Origin of the sequence: Vibrio penaeicida (assembly GCF_002933855.1) — a bacterium.
In the GTDB taxonomy this organism is placed as follows: domain Bacteria; phylum Pseudomonadota; class Gammaproteobacteria; order Enterobacterales; family Vibrionaceae; genus Vibrio; species Vibrio penaeicida_A.
Genome location: NZ_BFAQ01000023.1, coordinates 155972 through 178322, shown reverse-complemented (window position 1 = coordinate 178322; position 22351 = coordinate 155972). Strand labels below are relative to the sequence as shown.

Annotated in this window: 15 protein-coding genes; 11 read left to right on the top strand and 4 right to left on the bottom strand. The window is 46.7% G+C overall.

Annotated features, from left to right (window positions below; all coding sequences use genetic code 11):
• Nucleotides 1-454: 454 nt before the first annotated feature.
• The 3 genes from VPNCDNU1_RS14170 to VPNCDNU1_RS14160 all read right to left on the bottom strand — a co-directional run bounded on the left by VPNCDNU1_RS14170 (nucleotide 455) and on the right by VPNCDNU1_RS14160 (nucleotide 4034).
• Nucleotides 455-1234 carry an IclR family transcriptional regulator gene (locus VPNCDNU1_RS14170; RefSeq protein WP_104400916.1) on the bottom strand — a complete coding sequence of 260 codons (780 nt, stop codon included), beginning with the start codon at nucleotides 1232-1234 and terminating at the stop codon, nucleotides 455-457.
• 129 nt (nucleotides 1235-1363) lie between these two features.
• Nucleotides 1364-2863: a CoA-acylating methylmalonate-semialdehyde dehydrogenase gene (locus tag VPNCDNU1_RS14165; protein ID WP_104400915.1), complete on the bottom strand. Its 1500-nt coding sequence runs from the start codon at nucleotides 2861-2863 to the stop codon at nucleotides 1364-1366.
• A gap of 10 nt (nucleotides 2864-2873) precedes the next feature.
• On the bottom strand, nucleotides 2874-4034 hold the full coding sequence (locus tag VPNCDNU1_RS14160; RefSeq protein WP_104400914.1) for an iron-containing alcohol dehydrogenase: 1161 nt from the start codon (nucleotides 4032-4034) through the stop codon (nucleotides 2874-2876).
• A gap of 515 nt (nucleotides 4035-4549) precedes the next feature.
• On the opposite strand from VPNCDNU1_RS14160, the gene VPNCDNU1_RS14155 reads away from it, so the two are divergent.
• The 11 genes from VPNCDNU1_RS14155 to VPNCDNU1_RS14105 all read left to right on the top strand — a co-directional run bounded on the left by VPNCDNU1_RS14155 (nucleotide 4550) and on the right by VPNCDNU1_RS14105 (nucleotide 21715).
• A complete protein-coding gene (locus VPNCDNU1_RS14155; RefSeq protein WP_237324138.1) occupies nucleotides 4550-5602 on the top strand; it encodes a substrate-binding domain-containing protein in 1053 nt (350 codons plus the stop codon).
• A 105-nt stretch (nucleotides 5603-5707) separates the two neighbouring features.
• On the top strand, nucleotides 5708-7318 hold the full coding sequence (locus tag VPNCDNU1_RS14150) for a sugar ABC transporter ATP-binding protein (RefSeq protein WP_104400913.1): 1611 nt from the start codon (nucleotides 5708-5710) through the stop codon (nucleotides 7316-7318).
• 24 nt (nucleotides 7319-7342) lie between these two features.
• A complete protein-coding gene (locus VPNCDNU1_RS14145) occupies nucleotides 7343-8365 on the top strand; it encodes an ABC transporter permease (RefSeq protein ID WP_237324137.1) in 1023 nt (340 codons plus the stop codon).
• A 19-nt stretch (nucleotides 8366-8384) separates the two neighbouring features.
• Nucleotides 8385-9398 carry a sugar-binding transcriptional regulator gene (locus VPNCDNU1_RS14140; RefSeq protein ID WP_104400912.1) on the top strand — a complete coding sequence of 338 codons (1014 nt, stop codon included), beginning with the start codon at nucleotides 8385-8387 and terminating at the stop codon, nucleotides 9396-9398.
• Entirely contained in the window at nucleotides 9395-10384 is a 990-nt protein-coding gene (locus tag VPNCDNU1_RS14135) for an aldo/keto reductase (protein WP_104400911.1), read from the top strand. Before VPNCDNU1_RS14140 ends, VPNCDNU1_RS14135 begins: the two co-directional genes overlap by 4 nt.
• An 8-nt stretch (nucleotides 10385-10392) precedes the next feature.
• A complete protein-coding gene (locus VPNCDNU1_RS14130; RefSeq protein WP_104400910.1) occupies nucleotides 10393-12147 on the top strand; it encodes a glycerol-3-phosphate dehydrogenase/oxidase in 1755 nt (584 codons plus the stop codon).
• A 22-nt stretch (nucleotides 12148-12169) separates the two neighbouring features.
• A complete protein-coding gene (locus VPNCDNU1_RS14125; RefSeq protein ID WP_237324136.1) occupies nucleotides 12170-12979 on the top strand; it encodes a class I fructose-bisphosphate aldolase in 810 nt (269 codons plus the stop codon).
• A gap of 9 nt (nucleotides 12980-12988) precedes the next feature.
• Nucleotides 12989-14488 carry an FGGY-family carbohydrate kinase gene (locus tag VPNCDNU1_RS14120; RefSeq protein WP_104400908.1) on the top strand — a complete coding sequence of 500 codons (1500 nt, stop codon included), beginning with the start codon at nucleotides 12989-12991 and terminating at the stop codon, nucleotides 14486-14488.
• Nucleotides 14489-14690: 202 nt separating this feature from the next.
• Nucleotides 14691-20138, top strand: a complete 5448-nt coding sequence (locus VPNCDNU1_RS14115) for an NPCBM/NEW2 domain-containing protein (protein WP_104400907.1) — start codon at nucleotides 14691-14693, stop codon at nucleotides 20136-20138.
• Nucleotides 20139-20197: 59 nt separating this feature from the next.
• Complete coding sequence (locus tag VPNCDNU1_RS14110) at nucleotides 20198-21079, top strand: SMP-30/gluconolactonase/LRE family protein (RefSeq protein ID WP_104400906.1); 882 nt, start codon at nucleotides 20198-20200, stop codon at nucleotides 21077-21079.
• A 99-nt stretch (nucleotides 21080-21178) separates the two neighbouring features.
• The gene (locus tag VPNCDNU1_RS14105; protein WP_104400905.1) at nucleotides 21179-21715 is read left to right on the top strand and encodes a GNAT family N-acetyltransferase; all 537 of its coding nucleotides are present in this window, start codon (nucleotides 21179-21181) and stop codon (nucleotides 21713-21715) included.
• A 107-nt stretch (nucleotides 21716-21822) separates the two neighbouring features.
• On the opposite strand, the gene msrA is transcribed toward VPNCDNU1_RS14105, so the two are convergent.
• Nucleotides 21823-22350, bottom strand: coding sequence for a peptide-methionine (S)-S-oxide reductase MsrA (msrA, locus tag VPNCDNU1_RS14100; RefSeq protein ID WP_104400904.1), 528 nt, complete (start codon nucleotides 22348-22350; stop codon nucleotides 21823-21825).
• Nucleotide 22351: the final 1 nt, after the last annotated feature.

Genomic DNA, 22351 nt, shown 5'->3' with positions numbered 1-22351 from the left:
CTTAAATGAATTTTCAACCAATTAATAAGTTCACAGATAAAATTAAAATAATAATGTATGTGAAATTATTTGACTTCAGTAATTAGAACAAATCTACTGACAAAATAAAAATTAAATACTTTGAAGTTTAAATTTAGTTATTGAACCGATTTATGTGAAAATACCATTATCATCAGTTACATTAATTCAACATTAATAGCTATTTTTAAATGCAATTATATAAAAAAGAGAAGTAGTAAGTTCTAATTATAAAAAGAAAAAGGCCGAAACCAGAATATGGTATCGGCTACTATGAAAATAATAGATAGGCAAATTTCACTTGCAGGTTTAATAAAAGTGTCGGTTTAAATACCACTTTTATCAATCTTACTCAAACCTCCTAAACCTCATGACACGAATCGAAGTGAGTAGTGCTTAGGGATAACATCCATGACGTTAGGTAGGTACTCTAGCCCTACTCTTCTTCCATCGCCGCAAGTACTGATTCAATTTCTTGTGCGGCTTTTCGAAGTTTGTCCACAGAGGTAATTAAGTGGTCAATCGTTTTACGAGCGATTGGGGCATGGCAAAACAAGCAAGCAATTAGGCGACCGTCTGAACGTTTGATGGGGACAGATATTGCATTCATGCCATCCATAAACTCTTCGTTATCCACACCAATTTGTGTTTGATGTATACCTAGCAAAGATTGCTCTAGCGCTTCAGGCCCTACAATGGAGTTTTTCCCCATTGGTTGAAGGTCGAATTGCTTAAACATGGCACGGCGACGCGATTCAGGAAGGCTACTTAGGTAGAGCTTGCCACTGGATGAACACCAAGCAGGTACACGAGTTCCTACCGGAATATGGACTCTTAATGGGTATTCACATTCGACTCTATCGAAATAGATCATTTCCGTACCATCAGGAATGGCAATACCACAGGTTTCATCCATTTCTTTTGCAACACGCTCTAATATGGCACGCCAGTGTGTTTTATGGACGCTGGTGTGCAGAACGTTTAAAGCGATATTGTGGAAATGGTCACCAGGGACAAGCTGACCTTTCAGATCAGTGTACAACCAGCCTTCTTTTAGTAACGTATTAACGATTCGGTGAGACGTTGGCTTGGGGATATCCAGCCTTACCCCAACTTCGGTAGGCGATAGCGGCTGCTCACTGGAAGCCACCTCTTGTAAGATTTCTAACACACGAAGGATTGTAGAACCTTTTTCACGCTTATTGCTGGTCGTCATAATACCCTGATACGGTTTTTCGTTATGGAAGCAGTATATACTCAATCTACCTCAAGATAAAAAGCAGCCCAAGTAGTTGCTAACAAACACTAATTTTCTGATGATAGCGTCACACTACTTGGGTATGTTCTATTTCATGGTTGGCATCGAAAACTCCGCTCGCAAGCCATCCGACTCTGGCCAGCGAGATGTCACCGTTTTCATACGGGTAAAGAAGCGAATCCCGTCGGGTCCATGCATATTCAGTGGCCCAAAAATGGAACGCTTCCAACCGCCAAAGCAGTGAAATGCCATCGGCACCGGAATCGGCACGTTCACGCCAATCATGCCAACCAACACATTTTCTTGGAACAAACGTGCCGCTCTGCCGCTTTCGGTAAAGATCGCCGTGCCGTTACCGTACTCGTGGTCATTAATGAGTTGAATCGCCTCTTCAAGCGTGTCTACTCGTACAACGGATAAAACGGGACCGAAGATTTCCTCTTGATAAATCGTCATATCCGACGTCACTCGGTCAAACAACGTTGGCCCGACAAAGAATCCGCTTTCCGCGCCTTCAACATGATAATTACGTCCATCAACGAGCAATGTCGCGCCTTCTTCCACGCCTTTATCGATGTACCCAACCACTTTGTCTTTGTGCGCTTGGCTGATCACTGGTCCCATATCCGGTTCGTCTGCTCTGTCGCCTGGCCCCACTTTGAGTTCGGCTATCGCCAACAACAGCGATTCAATGGTGTTTTGTGCGGCTTCTTCACCCACACACACCGCAACGGAAATCGCCATGCAGCGCTCTCCGGCTGAACCGTATGCCGCTCCCATCAGTGCATTGGTGACTTGTTGTGTGTCTGCGTCTGGCATTACCACCATGTGGTTTTTCGCCCCTCCCAATGCTTGGCTGCGTTTTCCATGTGCCGAAGCGGTGGAGTAAATGTATTCCGCAATAGGAGTTGAGCCTACAAAACTGACCGCCTGAACTTTAGGGTGAGTGAGCAGCACATCCACAGCGGTTTTATCGCCATTCACCACATTAAACACCCCATCTGGTAATCCGGCTTGTTTAAGCAATTCCGCTAAAAACATTGCGGGCGTTGGATTTTTCTCTGACGGTTTCAGTACAAACGTGTTGCCGCATGCAATGGCAATAGGAAACATCCACATCGGAACCATTACTGGGAAATTGAAAGGCGTAATGCCTGCGCAAACGCCTAAAGGTTGCATCATGGAATGAGAATCCACCTGACGTCCCACATTCAGCGAATGCTCACCTTTTTGTGCATGAGGAATACCGCAAGCAAACTCCACCACTTCCAGCCCACGAGTGATTTCTCCATGTGCATCACTGAGCACTTTCCCGTGCTGCTCGGTAATAATCTGAGCCAGTTCATTCCGGTGGGCTTCGATAAGTGCTTTGAATTTGAACATGACTCGCGCTCTCACCACCGATGGCGTTTTCGCCCACGCAGGAAATGCAGCGGCAGCCGCCTCTACGGCTTGATCTGTTGTTTGAACAGAAGCCATCGCCACATCGAGAATGTGCTCACCCGTTGCCGGATTAGTAACCTTCACTAAATTTGAATCTTGGGATTCAACAATATTGTTATTGATAAAATGTCCGATACGTTCCATTGGGATCTCCTTATGCCCACAACTGATGATAAAGCCCGATGATCTCTTGATGGCTCGGTACTTTTGGGTTATTTGCTGGCGAACCAGAAGCCAATGCTTGCTCCGCCATCACCTCGCAAAGTGAAAAATACTGTTCCTTGTCGATTCCAAATTCCGACATAGTAGGCACAGACAATTCTTGGTTAAGCGCAATAAGTTCTTGCACAAGTGAATTGCATGCCACGTCGTCACTGGCTTCTTGCAACGCTATCCCCATGTGCCGAGCACAATCTGCATAGCGCGATTTGGCACTTGGGATAGAAAAGCGGGTGATGGTCGGCAAAAGCATCGCGTTCGATAAGCCATGAGGTACATGGAAAAAAGCGCCAATCGGGCGGCTCATCCCATGCACTAGAGCGACAGATGCCGCTGAAAACGCCATACCAGCAAGCGTAGAGCCCAGCATCATGGCTTCTCTCGCTTTATGGTTATTGGGCTCGTGGTACGCTTTTCTTAAATTGGGGGCAATCAACCTCATGGCAGCAATGGCTTGCGCATCGCTAAACAAATTCGCTTTTTGACTCACATAAGCTTCTATTGCGTGGGTGAGCGCATCAATTCCCGTATCTGCGGTGACCCTTGGAGGCACACTTGTTGTCAGCTCATAGTCCACCAAAGCAGCGTGTGGTATAAAACCAAGCCCTAGGCACAGCATTTTCTCATCGGCTTCGTCATCAGTAATAATAGTGAATCGCGTCACTTCTGATCCCGTTCCCGCAGTTGTCGGAATCGCGATTAAAGGAACACCCGATTCCGTTACCACACGAGGAAACTTGTAATCGCGCATCACTCCGCCGTGTGTACCCAAAATATTGATAGCTTTCGCGGAATCAATCGGGCTACCGCCACCCAATGCAATAATGGCGTCATACTGACCTTCCCGAAAAACATCTACGCCTCGCGCTATAGAAGACACGGTTGGCTCTGGTACGGTATCGGAAAACACCGCACACTCTATTCCTGCTCGTGACAAGTGCTGAATAATTTTATCTGGGTATCCCAACGACACCATAACGTTATCGGTCACCAACAGTGGCGCACTACAACCAAAGCTAGTCAACACCTCTGTTATCTGCTGGCTGGCACCCGCACCGATTTCCATGATCCTTGGAAGTTGAACCTGATTGCTCATTTTTTACATCCTTTTCTCTTGCCCTTTACCTTTAGTTTTCTTAGTCAGCAAAACCTAAAGTCATTTCAATGATACTTTTTGTATCGTTTTTAATATTAGTGCGAGCAAGTGGAGATTGTAAAGATAAAAATGAGACTTAAAGTATCGTTATAACAGATAAGACCATCTGTTCAATGATTCAAATTAGAAGTGAGTCACACTTTCATACAATCAAAAAAGCCTCGATTTCCTCTTTTTGAATGCCCTTCTTTTGTCAGAAAAAAGCACCGCAACACAATCGGTTAATAAGTAAATTAATTGTTAACAAATCACTTAAAAAACAAAAAAAACATAGATTTTAATGAGACCATTTGTATCGAAATAACTTTGACACTTTAATCAGTAGGTGATTATTATTTAACCTCCTGAAAGAAATTTCACTAAATCAATATTTCAATCAGGTTGTGATTTTTCACGCAATCGGAACAAACGCCTATCGGAAAAGGGCACAACAAAAACGCCACAAGGAGAGTGCAATGAAAAGGTTCCAACCATCCTCAATCAACTTGAAGAAGCTACTGGGAATTGCGTCAATTTCGATCGCAGCGTTCACGGGGCTCACCTCTCAAGCGACAGCAGAAGAGGCTTTTAAATGTAAGCCTGGAGAAACCTACTACATGAACGTCATGGTCAGTGGCGTGGAGTACTGGTTCCCTGTATATGAAATGATGAAACAAGCGGCGAAGTCGATGGGGTGTAAAACCGTGTATACCGGAACGCCAGAATACGACGTAAACAAACAGCTCGCTTCTTTTGAACAAGTGCTAGCGAAAAAACCCGCGGGTATTCTTCTACACCCGATGAACCCAGACCCTTTCATTGAACCTATCAATCGCGCCAAAGAAATGGGCATCCCAGTTGTCACTTTTGCGGCAGATTCACCGAACAGTGATCGCGTTTCTTTTATTACCTCAGATAACTACGCGGAAGGCAGACATGCAGCCGATACCATCGCAGAATCCATGGGTGGAAAAGGCGAATACGCGGTATTAGAAAACCCGGGACAAGACAATCACGACCGTCGAATTTCTGCATTCATTGCACGAATGGAAGAAAAATGGCCAGACATGAAACTGGTTTCTCGCGCCGCCAGCAACACGGATGTAACGAAAGCGTACAACGCCGTCATGACCATGGCACAGGCTCACCCTAAATTAGGTGCTGTCTTTATGCCTGAAGCCACCTCAGCATTAGGTGCCGCACAAGCCGCCAAAGAACTAGGCGGGAAAATCAAAGTCATGAACGCGGATGTGAACGCAAAAATCCTAGACATGATCAAATCGGGTGAAGTTTTTGGCGCAGTCAACCCCAACCAAGGCATGCAAGGCTACATGGGCATGATGCTCCTTTACTTAGCGGCGCACTCCGACCTCATCGACCCAATGAACGATTACAAACGTTCAGGCTACAACCCAATGGGTGTCCCGTTTGTCGACAATGGTTTTGCCATTGTAACCAAAGAAAACGCAGACGATTTCTACTGGGATAAATATCTCCAAAAACGCGGCACAAAAGGCATTAACGAATAATACAAAACCAGCTTGGGCAATCCGTTGTTATCGGGACGACGTGGTTGCTCAAGCTAATACAAAAAGCCAATAAAACTGCACGCTAAGCCTACACAGGAGATACCTATGTCGTTACCTACGCCGGTATTAGAAATTCGCAATGTCCGAAAAACCTTCGGGCAAACCATCGCGCTTGAAGACGTCAGCTTTACGTTGATGCCAGGTCAAATACACGCTTTGGCAGGAGAGAATGGAGCGGGAAAATCCACATTAATGAAAATCATTGATGGAATTTATCAACCCGACTCAGGCGATATCTTATTGAATGGCAAAAAAACCAAGATCAAAGGTCCATTGGAAGCACAGCGCAAAGGCATTGGGTTTGTCCATCAAGAAATTGCGTTATGCCCAGACGTTTCAGTGGCAGAAAACATTTTAATGGCCAAGACCAGCGCCTCTAAACAGCTATTCATGAATTACAAAGCAGTCAAAGAAGAAGCGAAATCGGCCATTGCTCAACTTGCCGAGATCGACCCAAATATTCTTGTCGGCGACCTCAGTATTTCAAACCAACAACTTGTCGAGATAGCGAAAGCACTCACCTTAGATTGTCATATTTTGATTTTAGATGAACCGACAGCCGCGCTCACTGAAACCGAATCTAAGCTGCTATTCCAAATCATGCATCAGCTTAAGAGCAAAGGCATCAGCATTATTTACATTAGCCACCGCATGGCGGAAGTCTTTGAACATTGCGACCAAGTCACCGTATTCCGAGACGGAATTCGCGTAGTAAGTTATCCCACCAAGGACACAACACCAGAACAGGTGGTGAATGACTTAGTGGGTCGAGAACTGAGTGACTTGTATCCAGAAAAGTTTCAAGGCGATATCGAAAGTAATACGGCACTGCTTGAAGTTAAGAACTTGTCCGACAAAAAGCGTTTTCAAGACATCAATTTCGATTTGCACGAAGGTGAGATATTTGGCATTTCAGGGCTTATAGGATCTGGTCGTTCCGAATTAGTGAAAGCCATATGTGGGCTTCAAGCCAAGACCAGCGGAGAGGTTTCTTACCAAGGAAACCCACTCAATATTCAGTCCTATCAAGATGGTATTGATGCGGGCATTGTCTACCTTTCCGAAGATCGCAAAGAAAACGGCGTTTTCCTCGACTTGTCTATTGCTCAAAACGTCTCCGCTCTTAGCCCAAACCAAGTCTCTAAAAACGGCATGATTCAGCATCGAGTGGAAGAAGAACAAGCGGCTCGGCTGACCACGGAATTGAACCTTAAATCCAGCGGTATGTCAGCCCCCGTTTCTTCGCTAAGTGGAGGCAACCAACAAAAAGTGGCGATTGCCAAAATTCTATCAGTGCAACCCAAAGTGATCATTATGGACGAGCCGACACGTGGTATCGACGTCGGGGCTAAATCTGAAATACACAAAATGATCAGGCAGCTCGCGAACAACGGCGTTGGCATCATTGTGATTTCTTCAGAGCTCCCAGAAGTCATCGGCTTAAGCGATCGCGTCATGGTGATGTGTGAATCACGATGCAATGGGATTTTAAAAGCCGATCAAATTACAGAAGAAAACATCATGCGGATGGCATCTGGCGTTGCTTGCGATCTAGCAAGCACAACTGCTCCGTCAAATATCGCTACTCAAACAAATACAGCAACTCATTCACACACGGCATCCCAATTACGCACGTCTACGGAAATCAGCCACTAATACGGTGCAACGCTAGGAATAAACGTGGAGAAAAAGATTATGGACAATAACTTGATAACCGATAAAAACATGAACTCACCATCAGAGAGCGCTTTTAAAAGCCTATTTAACCGCACCAAGAACATGCGTGAATTTACGCTCATTCTGATCATTGTAGGGCTCTTCATTGCGATGAGTTTTGCATCACCCTATTTTTTAACTTGGGCCAATATGAAAGCCATGCTGCTGTCCTTCTCAGTTGAGGGGATCGTCGTCGTGGGAATGACCATGTTGATCATTGTCGGAGGCATTGACTTGTCGGTAGGTGCGGTAATGTGCCTGGCAATGGTGTTTGCAGCCAAGCTTTTTATTCTGGGCGTTAACCCTTGGTTGGCAAGCCTAATTTCAATCACAGCGTCGGGCGGCATTGGTTATTTGATGGGGCTATGCGTTACGCGAATTGGGCTCCATCACTTTATTGTCACGCTTGCCTTTATGGGATTAGCGCGTGGCGCAAGCATGATCATCACTCAAGGGACGCCGATTTCACTCTTCTCTCTGCCCCCTGAATTCAAGTTTGTTGGTCAGGGGACTTTCTACGGTGTGCCGTTTTCGATCATTATTTTCTTAGTCGTTGTCGTTATATCCGATTACTTGCTGAGAAATGCGACCGCATTCAGAAAGGTGTTTTACACCGGCAGTAACGAGAAAGCCGCCGAATACTCCGGTATTCGAACCGACAAAGTAAAACTGTGGGTCACGGTTTTATGTTCTGCATTGTGTGGGCTTGGCGGCATCATTTACATGTCTAAATTTGGTGCAGCCACCCCTAATTTCGGTGTCGGTTTAGAGCTCAATATCATTGCTGCTGCCGTTATTGGTGGGGCAAGCTTCAATGGCGGTCAAGGGTCAGTTCTCGGTGCCATTCTTGGTATTGCCCTTCTTAGTGTGGTGTCTAGCTCATTGATTCTTCTGGATGTCTCTGTCTATTGGCAAGATTTCATCAAAGGTTTAATTCTGTTGTTTGCAGTCGCCGTTGATCATCTTCTCAACAAAAAATCCAACTAATCGCTAGGAGAACCTGACCATGGCAATCACCCCTTTGAGAAAAGTAACGCCAACGAAGAATGAAACAGATTGGTTGGTACGTAAGGTGCTCACCCTTCATTATCTGGAAAACAAAAGTCAGTCTGATATTTCCAAGTTGCTGTCTTTATCCGCCGCCAAAGTGAATCGCATCATTCGTAACGCGCGAGAAGACGGGTTGGTGGAAATCAACTTGAATATCCAGCATGCCAATGTTGCAGAGTTTGAACGTCACTTGGTGACCTCGACTCAACTGAATGATGCCGTGCTCGCACCTTCAGTAAGCAGCGACCCTTCAGTCAATTTTCAATTTGTCGCCGAAACCGCCGCCGAATTGTTACTCAGTCGACTACGCGATGGCGATGTTATATGTGTGAGTGGCGGTAAAGCTATATCCGCCCTAGTGGAAGTGATTAAACCTACCCGCACTTACAAAGTCACCGTGGTGCCAGCTACGGGTGGCGTGCAAGGTAAATACTTTACCGACGTTAATCATCTCGCTTACTCGTTAGCCGAAAAGCTAGGCGGTAAATCCATGCAGATTCACGCCCCGTTGTTTGCCGACACCCAGCAAGATCGAGACGTCCTAATCGCTATGCGAAGTTGTAAAGAAGTGCTGGATATCGCTCGAAAAGCAGACATTGCCTTAGTGGGCGTTGGGGCACTCGCAACGGGTTCTGAAAGCTACTTCGACCTGCGCAACAACATGTCCCAAGAAGAATGCGATCAAATTCGTAGTAACCATTGTGAAGGCGAAATGCTTGCGCACTTGATCAACGTTAACGGAACCTCATGTTTTGACCAACTCAATGAAAAGTTGGTGGGGCTGACGCTTGATGAATTAAGAGAAGTGCCAATCCGCATAGGGATTGCCGCCAGCGATAGCAAAGTGACGCCCATTGTTGCCGCATTAAATGGCAACTTCATCAATACCCTTATATCCGATGAAGGCACCGCCAAACTGGTATTGGAAAAATTTGAAGAAACCAAAAAGCGCAAAGGAACAACCTCATGAAAACCAGAACACTAGGAACCACTCACACAGACACTTCCGTCATTGGTCTTGGTACTTGGGCTATGGGTGGCTGGATGTGGGGAGGAACCGACGAAAAGCAATCCATCGAAGCTATTCGTGCCTCCATCGACAATGGGGTATCGCTCATTGATACCGCTCCAGCTTACGGTTTAGGTAAATCCGAATCCTTAGTTGGCCAAGCAATAAAGGGGCGTCGAGAAGACGTCGTACTTGCAACAAAATGCGGATTGGTTTGGCATACCCAGCAAGGTAATCACTTCTTTGAAGAACAAGGACAGCAGGTTCACCGCTTCTTAGGTCGAGATTCCATCCGCCATGAGTTAGAACAAAGCCTTCGTAGGCTGCAAACGGATTACATCGACCTCTATATCACACACTGGCAAGACGAAACCACGTCGATAGAAGAAACCATGAGCACACTCATGGCGCTAAAAAAAGAGGGGCAGATCAAAGCTATTGGCATCAGTAATGCGTCTTTAGAGCAGTTAAAAGAGTATCAAAAGTACGGGCCTGTTGATGCCATTCAAGAGCGCTACAACATGATTGATCGCTCGTTGGAAAACACCTTGCTGCCGCACACTCTGGCCAATGAGGTGTCTTGCCTGAGTTACTCGTCTTTGGCGCTCGGTTTGCTGTCTGGGAAAATCACTGCCGACACCCAATTCTCGGGGGATGATCAACGCAAACAAGACCCATGGTTTAGCGTAGAAAACCGCAAACATGTACAAGCGTTTTGCCAACGAGTTTTACCGGTAGCCAACGATTACCAAATCTCTGTCGCTCAGTTAGTCATTGCATGGACTCTGACACAACCGGGCGTGACTTACGCGTTGTGTGGTGCCCGCAATCCTAAACAAGCCATCGAAAATGCCCACGCAGGTTCATTGAGTTTAGCGACTTCGGATGTGGCATTCGTGACAAACGCGGTCGACGTTCACCTTAACGCCATCAACAGCGGCGAATAGGAGAGCACATGACAGTCCCTCAAAGAGCCATTCACTCCATAAAAACGGGCGAACATTTTGATGCCATTGTGATCGGCGGTGGCATCAACGGTATCGCTACTTATCGCGATTTATCGCTGCAAGGGTTGAACGTTTTATTAATTGAGAAAGACGACTTTTGTAGCAAAGCCAGTGCTGCCCCGTCTCGAATGATCCATGGTGGGCTGCGCTATCTTGAAAATGCCGAATTCGACCTTGTAAAAGAATCGCTGAATGAGCGAAACCGGCTGTTAAAGAACGCACCGCATTTAGTGCACCCACTTCAAACGCACATTCCCCTTACGTCGTGGTTGAAAGGCATAGTGCCAGCAAGCTTACGATTTTTAGGGTTAGAGCCTAAAACGTCTGAGCGAGGCGCCCTTATTGTGAAGCTGGGGTTGGGGCTTTACGATTTCTTTACTCGACGAGATCAAGTCATGCCCAACCACCAGATGTTTGGAAAAAAGCAGACTAAGTCACGCTGGCCACTTTTTGACAGCAATGTCTATTGCAGTGCCGCTTACTATGATGCATGGATAAGTTCGCCGGAAAGGCTGGCAATTGAATTGCTCAAAGAAGGCGACGAGACCCAAGGCCAACCTCACGCACTGAATTACACACTTGCCTTAGTTCAAGGTGATGGAAGCATTGAACTTGTTGACCAATTAACGGATCACACAACACATGTCACCACGACCCAACTCATCAATGCAACGGGCGCTTGGATAGATAACGTCAATCATCAAGCAGGGAACCCTACCCAGTACTTAAGTAACACCAAAGGTTCCCACATCATTGTCGATCATCCGGATCTGCTTAGCGCGTTAAAAGGCGACATGGTGTATTACGAAAACAAAGAAAATCGTGTCTGTATTATGTTTCCCTATTTAGGGAAGGTCTTAATAGGCTCGACAGACATTCCCGTTACTCAGCCAGATAACATTCGCTGCACTGACGAAGAAGTCAGTTACATCATTGAATCGGTGCGAGCCATTTTCCCAACCGTTGTTATTCATCCGAGCGATATTCTGTATCAGTTCAGCGGTATTCGCCCTCTTGGCGCAGCGACCAAAGCCAGTGCTGGGCAAATTCCAAGGAGCCATGTAACTCAAATAGATCACCTGTTTAATGGGACTATCACCTGTTATTCGATGATTGGTGGCAAATGGACGACCTTCCGTGCGTTCGCGGAAGAGGTGGTCAATCAAGTACTCAACAATTTGAACACAAAACGACGCGTTGGCACGCAAGACCGAATCATAGGCGGAGGTCAGGGGTTCCCAAAATCCCCTCAAGAGCGAGCTCAATACGTCCAGCACCTCTCGGAGTTGTATCAACAATCGCATTCTTACACCGCTTTATTGGTCTCACGTTATGGCACGGAGTGCGAGGCAATATTGACTCACCTACAATCAAACGGTTTCAAGCCCCTGCTTACCCTGCCTCACTACACCGAAGGTGAGCTGGAATATCTGATGAAACACGAATGCGTGCAGCTCCCACTAGATCTCATTCAGCGCAGAACCTCCATTGCTATCGAAGGTTCACTGCACGACAACGTATTACAAGAAATCATCGATCTCATGAGCCGCTTTTTCCAGTGGGATGAAAGTGCTCGCCTGCGCATACATGGAGAAACGGTGAATTCATTAAATTTTTATAACGGACTACAGCTCACGCCAGTGGGAGAACCCACTGAAATGACGCCTAAAACTGCAAGGAAAGCACACTATGTATATGAGTAAAAAAGTAAGGATGAAGCGGCTAATGAAACACGGCCGTTGCTTGGATGTCGCTATCGACCACGGTGTATGTAACGAACCTTCTTTTCTCGATGGACTAGAAAATATGCCCTCGGTCGTGGAGCAATTGGTCAGCGCACAACCTGATGCCATTCAAATGACTTACGGGCAAAGCGATCTACTGCAAAACGTTGAAGGCAAAAACAAACCCGCTTTGGTGATGCGAATTGACCTAGGTAACCCATATAACGCCGAACGTCATCGAGTGATGTGGGCAATGTTGCAAAATCACCAAGACCCAGTATTGCAAGCCGTTCAAATGGATGCGGCTTGTGTAGTGGTGAACTTGTTCATGCTGCCCGACGAACCAGAATTATTCCGCCAGTGCATCGACAATATCAGCAAGGTGAAGCTGGATTGTGAGAAGTACGGTATGCCACTCATGATTGAACCTTTAGTCATGCAGCCAAATTCCGGAAACGGCGGATACATGGTGGATGGCGATTGCGAAAAAATTGTCACCTTAGTTCGCGTAGGTCGAGAGCTCGGTGCCGACATCATCAAAGCCGACCCAACCAAAGATGCCAATGACTTCCATAAGGTAGTAGAAGCGGCACGTTGCCCTGTATTGGTACGAGGTGGGGGCAAAGAAGATATTGAAAGTGTCTTCACCAAAGCAAGGGCTCTACTTGATCAAGGTGCATTGGGTATGGTCTATGGTCGTAACATCTACCAACACTCAAACCCTGCAAAAGTGGTCAGTGCATTGATGGCAATGATTCACGATGACGCCTCGGTTGCAGATGCCATGAATATTTACCAACGCGAATACTAAGGGGAATCCATGTCGGACGTCGTCCTTGGATTAGACTGTGGAAATACAGCGATTAAAGCAGCCATTTTTGATGCCGCAGGTAACGAAATTGTCTCCGCAGCGCGAGCAATCGAAACTCAATACCCCGAGCCGGATCATACCGAACTCGATATGGGTCGATTATGGCTGCTGGCTTGCGAAGCGATTGGCGACGTTTTGGCGCACCCAGCGCTTTCGGGGATTCAGATTTCGGCAATCGGGGTAAGTGGGCATGGAAATGGTGCTTATCTCTTGGATAAACACCACCAGCCGTTGCTGGCGATTCAATCTTTGGATAGCCGCGCCGGTGATCTCGTCGCAGACTTTCAAGCTGGTACCCACTACAGCAGAATGCGCACCTTAAATCGGCAAGGATCTTGGTCTTCACAAACCGCGACATTACTGAAATGGCTAAAGAAAAACCGATCATCCTTGTACGCCAATATCGGCACGGTGTTTTTCTGTAAAGACTATTTAAACTTCTGCCTTACCGATCAGATAAAAACCGATTACAGCGATTTAAGCGCGTCTGGACTCTTTGATTTTACCCAAGATGACATCAGCACTGAATTGCTCACGCTCTTCGACATCAATGATATCGCTGCAGCAATCCCAGCACCAATCCAAAGTGAACAGCTTCTTGGTCACGTGACAGCAAAAGCATCTGAGCTTACGGGATTACCTGAAGGCATCCCAGTTGTCGGCGGCATGCTGGACGTTGTCGCCAGCGCAATCGGGTCTGGTGTTTGGGACAGCAACGATGCTTCCATTGTCACGGGCACTTGGAGCATAAACCAAGTGGTCACCAAGACCTTGCCGAGTGAACAGCTTTTTATGACCTGTTTGTTCCCCCAAGAGCGATTTCTTGCCATGGAAAACAGTGCTACTTCAGCCTCGAACCTTGAATGGTTTGTACGGGAATTCTTTGCACTTGAAAAGCAACAAGCGGCTTCTCTAAATCAAAGTATTTTTGATGTGTGCAATCAACAGATTGAGCAGGTTGAATTTAATTCTAAGTTGCCTTTGTTTCACCCTTACTTGTACGGATCAGGAGACAACTGTGCTGCCAGAGGTAACTTTTTCGATTTGGCGGGATGGCATAAAAAGCCTGACTTACTTTATGCGGTGTACGAAGGCATCTCCTTTGGGCACTTAGAACACGTAATGAAACTGAACAAAGCGGGAATCCACTTTTCTCACGCGTTACTCACTGGAGGAGGAGCAAAAAGCGAATTTTGGTGCCAACTGTTTGCCGATGTACTTAATGTTGAAATACACATCACGCAATGCAGTGAATCTGGCGCGAAAGGTGTCGCGATGGCAGCGGCCTACACCGCTGGCTTTTTTACTACATTTGAAGATTCCGTCAAATCTATGCGTAGCAAGGTGCAGGTTTTTATGCCTGATTCTACCCGCCATGCTGAGCTAGCCAAAAGATTTGCCCGATATCGTCATGTGTCGGATTGGATCAACCACTTTCCACCTAAATAAGGAGAACACAACGTAACAGAGCCATTCACTTTATTGCCATAGAGCAGCTCAAAAATATAAACGAAATCAATAACCGTGGCCGTTACACACCAATTTACACTGGCGCTAATTTCTTTCATAAGGTGGTCACTACCGCGCTATTGCGTGTAGTTAACCAGTAAAGAAATGGCATAGTTCAATACTGAAACGAGGTATTCGAGTAATGAAACCTTTGAACTTGAGCCGCTGGAGTGCCACATCCAAGCGGCTATTTAGCAATTGCACTCACCCACTGGCTTATTTTGCCTTGTCGGTGTCTCTGTTATCGGGGGCTTCGAACGCAGCGCAGGGACCAGGGCTGGGTAATGTGACGTTTTCTTCAAGCGAGTTATTCACTCAGATTTCAACGCCATTGATCGACGACACCACCGACATCCTTCCTCCTGATTACCCGGGTAGAAAACATTTTGGTGTCAATGTGATGACTATGTTGAACGGGTACATGATTGGTGTATTCGCCCCCGATAGCGGTGGAGGTCCTGGAGGATGGATAGCATTGGATGTATCCAATCCACGAAATATTCAGTTAGTGAAAAGGGTGTACGAACCCGATGCAAGTAATGCGCATCGAACTGGAAACGGCTTACGCACCGCCGACTTCCGAGAACCACACTCTTTCGGTTTAAGTGAAAACAACCTGATTGCCATTCAAACAGGCAGAGGAATTGAAATTTGGGATTGGAGTGACGTAAATAACCCGATTCAACGCAGTAAGCTTGCGATTTCAGGGGTTAACTTTGGTGATTACAACAATGTGTCATGGCAGCTTTTCTGGCAAGCCCCCTATTTGTATGTTTCACGAGGAAACGCCGGGCTAACCATCGTTAATACATCGAATGTTGATAATCCAACCGTGGTCAAAACCATTCCAACAAGCCAACTCGGTAACTTCAACGTAGGTCCAGTATTTGCTGTAGGGAATGAAATGTTCCTATCCAGTATGGAAACGACCAATGGATTCTCCATTCTCAACATAGACGATCCTGAAAACCCCACCTTAGTGAAAACACATTCACGCCTTCCAGAAAAGTACTATGCATCTTGTTGGGATGGAAAACGCGCCTATTTTGGCGCAAGGAGCGCAGGGGATAATCTTAGGATTTATGACACCACATCCGATCCTATTTCATTACTGAGTGAATCAGAAAGTGGCTTTGTAAACCTTTACTGTAACCTTCAGGACGATCGCTTAATGCTAGGTAATCAAGATGATATTTCAGTCTTGAATGTCTCCGATATCAATAATATTTCGTCTATTGGTACAGGTTCATTGAACGCCACAGGCTCGGATACCGATCATGGGCAAGTCTTTGCATTCGGTAATATGATTTGGGTTGGGAATGACCACGGCAGCGGCAGTGGTCTGATTGCCCAACAAACCAATCAAGATACCGCGCCACCTCAAATTGTCAGAGCCATGCCAGCCAGTGAATCCACGCAGGTTCCAGTTACCACTCGAATTGGTTTGGCGCTTTCAGACAGCATATTGATGGAGTCTGTTAACTCAACAACGTTTAAAATCAATAAGCTTAGTGACAATACCCCGATTCAAGGTATTTACAGTGTAAACTTGGGATTCGTTCATTTCACTCCCTCCCAAAACCTCAGCACCAACCAAATCTATGTAGTGACTATCGACGGTATTCAGGACTTCGCAGGGAACTCCATGCCGTATCAGCAATACCTGTTTTCAACGGGTAACATTGCCTCACACAACGCCACCGTTTCCATTCCGTCCACCACTCAAGTCGGGCAAAGTATCAGCGTGAGTGCATCGGCCAGCCCAATTAATGGTGGCGCTTTGGAATACTCATGGAATTTCGGAGATGGAACATCCCCTACCCCCTTTTCTTCAAACTCTGCGGCAAGCCATGTGTATTCGTCACCCGGTCATTGGTCCCCAATTGTTACAGTGCGGGAATCTAACTTCAGTTCTACAAAATCTGGGCTTATCACCGCTTACCATCCAACAACATCGACGCCTCCTTCAACGGCATCGACCATTGCCAAATCTGGCAATCGCGCTTTTGTGGTGAACGAGGACAACGACACCGTCACTGCGCTATCGACAAACAGCCCTTTCAATAAGCTTTGGGAAACCCCTGTAGGCGATCGCCCCAGAACCTTAGCCATCGCACCCAATGGTGATGTATGGGCTGTCAACCAACACAGTGACTCCATTACCGTCTTATCCACTCAAGGATCTAAGATTAGGGATATCGCTTTGCCAAGAGCTTCTCAGCCCTACGGTATTGCGTTTACACCCGACAACAACGCCGCACTCGTTACTCTTCAAGCCAGCGGTCAGTTACTCAAACTTAACCCCAGTACAGGGGCGCAAGTTGGATCCGTCACCATTGGTCACTCTGCAAGAGGGCTCGCGATAAGCACAGATTCAGACACCGCATACGTCACTCGATTTATTTCGCCACAACAACAGGCAGAAGTGGTTGAAGTCAGTATCAACAACTTATCGGTTACTCAGGTGATATCGCTGGTAAAAGACACCAGTACGATTGATGGTCCCGACAGAAGCCGAGGAATACCCAACTACCTCAATGGGATCACCATTTCTCCGGATGGTCTTAGAGCATGGATTCCTTCAAATAAAGCCAATGTTGATCGCGGTCCTTTTAAAGAGAACGACGAAAACAAAACGCTCACGTTTGAAACCACCATTCGTGCCATTGTTTCTCAGATTGACCTGAACACGAATCAAGAGTTGCCCAATGTGCAACTCGATATCGATAACCGCGCACAGCCTAAAGCCATCGCTTTTAGCACATTAGGTGATTACGCTTACATCGCGGTAGAAGGACAAAACAGTGTCGAAATTCGCGATGCTTACAACTTAAACCGAGTTAATGAGCTGGCAAACAGCGGTCAAGCGCCAATCGGGTTGATTAAATCTGGGGATCATCTGTTTGTTCATGGGTTCTTATCGCGCTCTGTGGTGGTGTATGACGTTAGCAACTTCGAAAGCCAGCAAGGCGACATTACGCGTGTGGCAGAAGTGGCAACGGTTAGCAACGAAACGCTTCACCCAAGAGTGTTAGCTGGCAAAAAAATCTTCCACAACGCTGCCGATGCCCGCATGACACAAGATGGATATCTCTCTTGCGCCAGCTGCCATACCGGAGGCGATTCCGATGGTCGAGTTTGGGACTTTACTGATCGCGGTGAAGGGCTGCGAAACACTATTCCATTACTTGGGCGTACAGGGCTAGGAAATGGTCGAGTACACTGGACAGCGAATTTTGACGAAATCCACGATTTTGAAAATGATATTCGCTTCGCATTTGGTGGCCGAGGGTTTATTGACGACGCGTTATTCGACGACGTGAAAGATCCTCTGGGTTCTCCTAAAGCTGGAAAAAGTGACGACCTCGATAACCTCTCATTTTATGTCTCCAGTCTTGCTCGTTTCCCTCAGAGCCCCCATCGAGATGCCAATGGAGATTTAACGCCTCAAGCACAAGCGGGTAAGCAGCTCTTTGTCGATAAAGGCTGTGCTGCCTGTCACTCTGGCGTCTATTTAACGGACATGCTTCGTCACGATGTGGGCACCATTCAAGCATCGTCTGGTCAGGGTATTTCACAACCTTTAGCTGGTGTAGGTTTTGATACACCAACGCTTATCGGGCTGTGGGACTCCGCGCCTTATTTCCACAATGGGCAAGCTGCAACGTTAAATGATGTGCTGCAAATCGGTAACCAGCACTTAATATCGAACTCGGCTGAGCGCGCCCAACTTGTGGCGTACCTCAACCAAATTGAATACGAAGGTCCACCTATCGTGGTTCCTGAACCGCCGCCAGCACCGAAATACGATTACTTGAGCGACCTTTCAGAAACCAGTTCAGATAACGCGTGGGGGCCATTTGAAAAAGACCGAAGTAATGGTGAATCTGGCAGTAATGATGGTGGCCCGATACGCCTTGCTGGCACAACGTATTCAAAAGGTTTAGGGGTACACGCGTACTCAGAAATCACCTATGACTTAACACAAAAAGAGTACGACCAGTTTTCGGCATTCATCGGCGTTGATGATGAAGTCAGCAACAATGGTTCTGTTGTATTCGAAGTCTACTTAGATGATGTACTCAGCTTCCAAAGTGGCGTATTAACGGGCAGTAGTGCAACCGATGCCGTCATCCTTCCTATTTCAGCCACACACAGTGTGCTCAAATTGGTGGTCAAAGATGGAGGTAACGGTGTTGGTCACGATCACGCCGACTGGGCAGACGCCAAGCTTCGTGAAAAAGGCGACGCACCTTCTGAAATTGGGCTGTACTACGGCGAAGTGGCGGGCAACATCAATACGTCTACTGAAAACCCAAAAACGCGGCTTACAACGTCTTTGAGTGAAACGGAAGATTCCATTGATGGCAATACCACAGAGATCTACACAGGCTATATCTACGATGCTGACGGAAATATATCGTTCAAAGAATACATCGACGATAAAACCCGTCTGTGGATCGATGGAACCTTAGTTTTGAGCAGCGACAATTGGAACGATGAAGTCGCCACTGGCAATCTCAACTTGTCTGCTGGATGGCATGCTTTTGAACTGCGGATCAGCAACGGTAATGGCGGTAGCGGCCCAACTTCAGGAATAGGGTTTGCGTTCGACCCAGACGGTGGAACCAACTGGAGCCACCCTGAAGATCCGGGTGACGGTAGCTTATTCCGCACTCAGGACCCTACGCCAAGCTTCCAAGCGGGTCTTTACTACGGCACCGTGAGTGGCAACATCAATACCAATGCGGCTAACCCCAAAACCAGTGTGACCTCTACCCTGAGTGAAACCGAGGATTCCATCGCAGGGAACACCACCGAGATTTACACAGGCTACATTTTTGATGCCGATGGCAACCTTTCGTTTAAGGAATACATCGATGACAAAACTCGCCTTTGGATAGATGGCACCTTGGTGTTGAGTAGCGACAATTGGAACGATGAAGTCGCCACTGGCAATCTCAACCTATCTGCTGGGTGGCATGCCTTTGAACTTCGGATCAGCAACGGCAATGGTGGCAGCGGTCCGACTTCGGGCATCGGGTTTGCGTTCGATCCTGACGGTGGCACCAATTGGCAACACCCCCAAGATCCCGGTGATGGAAGCTTATTCCGTACAGAACAGTCGATTCCGGCGACCCCAACCTATGTATACGTAAGCGATTTAGCAGAAACGTCATCGAGTAACGGATGGGGAAACATGGAAAAAGATCGCTCTAATGGTGAACAAGGCGATTCCGATGGCAACACCATCACCATTGCGGGTCAGTCCTATAGCAAAGGGCTTGGCGTTCATGCTAACTCCGTTATCACGTATCAGATCCCGGCTGGTACCTACAATCAATTCAGCGCCAATATTGGCGTAGATGATGAAGTCGGCAATCAAGGATCGGTTGTTTTTCAGGTAGACGTTGATGGCGTGCAGATGTTCCAAAGCGCCACGCTGACGGGAAGTGGTGCAGCCGAGCAGGTCAATGTATCGATACCTTCTAACGCTACCTCACTCACCCTGAAAGTGAACGGAGCCGGTGATGGGATTGGTCACGACCACGCAGATTGGGCAAATGCTCGCCTCAGGCTAACCCAGTAATCCAATGCGGCACTCATAGGGGTGCCGCCCTTTTCATTCCCTGTGTTCTAGGAATTATCATGAATTACGACATGTTAGAAGACTCCACTTGCATCATTGGAGAGTCTCCCATCTGTGTTGAAGGTAAGATATTGGTTTGGGTGGATGCTGAATCCAGTTACATTTACCAATTCGATCTTCAATCTAAGCAAACACAATGTTTCCACATCGGACTCCCAGTGACTGCTATAGCGAAAATACGAGAATCTGGCTGGCTGTTGGTGACCAAGATCGGTATTTACGCCAGTGATCCAAATTTCCAACGGTACGAATACCTCGGAAGCCCCGTTAAAAACAATCCCAATTTGAGACCCAATGACGGAGTCGTCAGCCCAGCAGGCGATCTTTGGTTTGGCACCATGAATCAAGACGAGCTCGAAGCACCGGACGGAGCGCTGTTCATTTTGCATAAGGAAACGATGCAAATTCAGCAATTGGATTGCGGCTTCTCTGTCACCAATGGCATAGCATTTGACGCAAAGAATCAGTTTGTATACGTCAGTAATATGTTCCAAAGAAAAGTGTATCGATACCAAGTGGATTCACACTGGAAAGCCATTCAATCAAAGCGCGTTTTTGTTGAACTCCCTCAAGGAACAGGGCTTCCTGATGGTTTAAAAGTCGATTCTGAAGGCAGGCTTTATGTTTGTCATTGGGATGCGGGCATTATTACGGTTTATGAAAGCAATGGGCAATATGTCCAGAGCATCCCTTTACCCATTCGACACGCCACTCGATGTACCTTTATTGAAAAGGGAGTGCTCGCACTTACCACTGCATCTTACGACATGACAGAGCAAGAATTACAGCGCCAACCCTTATCTGGTACAACACTCAGAATCGACTTGGACGCTGATGTGAGCGGTACTGATTTTGAATTTGAAGCGCAGATGTCCCCATAGCACATTCACTCACACGCAAAAGATAACAAAGAGGTTGCACTTTACTCTTCGCGAGAGTAGCGTTTTTAGCATCTTTCGTTTGAAAATAATCAGATAAGAATGTTCACGAAACACATTGATGATGAAATACAGCTAGCACTGGTACAGCCTTCATTTGCAAAGGATTTTCTAAGAATTCGCAACGATAATTTAGATTATCTCTCTCAATGGCTAGCGTGGCCGCCACACTGCGATAACGAAGACGCTTTTTTGAGTTTTATTCGTATGTCTTTACAGAATTACGCTGAAGGCAAATCACTTACCTGCGTGATTATTTATAAAGACAAATTGGTAGGCGCGGCATCACTCAATTCGATTGACCACAATTTGAGCCGCGCTGAGATTGGTTATTGGCTTGAAGCGTCTGCACAAGGAAACGGGATCGTTACCCGTGCATGCCTTGCCCTGTTAGACATCATTTTCGAAGAGTTAAAATTAGAGAAAGCCCAACTGCATGCGGCCGTAGACAATCAAGCAAGCCGCGCGGTTGCAGAAAGAATTGGCATGACATTAGAAGGCGTTATTACGCGCAATGAAAACCTCAATGGGCGAGTCGTTGATCACGCGGTATATGGATTACTGAAAAGCCATCGGTGATTACACTCTCAATTCAGATCAACCTATAAAGCAAGTCAACTCAACAAAATAAAAAGCGCCCCCTCAATAACGAGGGGGCGCTTTTGTGTTTCTATTTCATTATGTTTCTATCTCATTTTGTCGCCATGAGATACCCTGAATTTATTCAGCTTTGGTGAAATCACCATTTGGCAATATCGACCTTCAGGGTTAGCGCGGTAATAGTTTTGGTGCTTTCCTTCCGCCTTATAGAACTGCTCATATGGGGCGACTTCAGTCACTATCGGGTGTTCAAACTCTGGCGATAGCGTCTCTATGACAGATCGGGCGGTTTCATCCTGTTCATCGTCATGGGTCAGAATGATACTGCGATATTGCGTACCCCTATCTGCTCCTTGGCGATCCGGCGTTGTTGGGTTATGAGTGGTTAAGTGAATTTCAACCAAATCAGCAAAGCTGACTTCGTCGGAATCAAACTCAATTTGCACGACCTCAGCATGCCCCGTCGTACCATTGCACACTTCACGGTAAGCGGGGTTTTTGGTGTGCCCTCCACTGTAGCCGCTGGCTACCGATTTAACACCGCGGACTTGTTGGAATAGCGCTTCTGTACACCAAAAGCAGCCACCACCGAATGTTGCTACTGACATTGTCATA

Coding starts and splice junctions, on each gene's coding strand:
- VPNCDNU1_RS14170 (WP_104400916.1), bottom strand. CDS start 1,234: ATGACGACCAGCAATAAGCGTGAAAAAGGTTCTACAATCCTTCGTGTG.
- VPNCDNU1_RS14120 (WP_104400908.1), top strand. CDS start 12,989: ATGTCGGACGTCGTCCTTGGATTAGACTGTGGAAATACAGCGATTAAA.
- VPNCDNU1_RS14135 (WP_104400911.1), top strand. CDS start 9,395: ATGAAAACCAGAACACTAGGAACCACTCACACAGACACTTCCGTCATT.
- VPNCDNU1_RS14160 (WP_104400914.1), bottom strand. CDS start 4,034: ATGAGCAATCAGGTTCAACTTCCAAGGATCATGGAAATCGGTGCGGGT.
- msrA (WP_104400904.1), bottom strand. CDS start 22,350: ATGACAATGTCAGTAGCAACATTCGGTGGTGGCTGCTTTTGGTGTACA.
- VPNCDNU1_RS14130 (WP_104400910.1), top strand. CDS start 10,393: ATGACAGTCCCTCAAAGAGCCATTCACTCCATAAAAACGGGCGAACAT.
- VPNCDNU1_RS14150 (WP_104400913.1), top strand. CDS start 5,708: ATGTCGTTACCTACGCCGGTATTAGAAATTCGCAATGTCCGAAAAACC.
- VPNCDNU1_RS14115 (WP_104400907.1), top strand. CDS start 14,691: ATGAAACCTTTGAACTTGAGCCGCTGGAGTGCCACATCCAAGCGGCTA.
- VPNCDNU1_RS14105 (WP_104400905.1), top strand. CDS start 21,179: ATGTTCACGAAACACATTGATGATGAAATACAGCTAGCACTGGTACAG.
- VPNCDNU1_RS14165 (WP_104400915.1), bottom strand. CDS start 2,863: ATGGAACGTATCGGACATTTTATCAATAACAATATTGTTGAATCCCAA.
- VPNCDNU1_RS14155 (WP_237324138.1), top strand. CDS start 4,550: ATGAAAAGGTTCCAACCATCCTCAATCAACTTGAAGAAGCTACTGGGA.
- VPNCDNU1_RS14110 (WP_104400906.1), top strand. CDS start 20,198: ATGAATTACGACATGTTAGAAGACTCCACTTGCATCATTGGAGAGTCT.
- VPNCDNU1_RS14125 (WP_237324136.1), top strand. CDS start 12,170: ATGAAACACGGCCGTTGCTTGGATGTCGCTATCGACCACGGTGTATGT.
- VPNCDNU1_RS14140 (WP_104400912.1), top strand. CDS start 8,385: ATGGCAATCACCCCTTTGAGAAAAGTAACGCCAACGAAGAATGAAACA.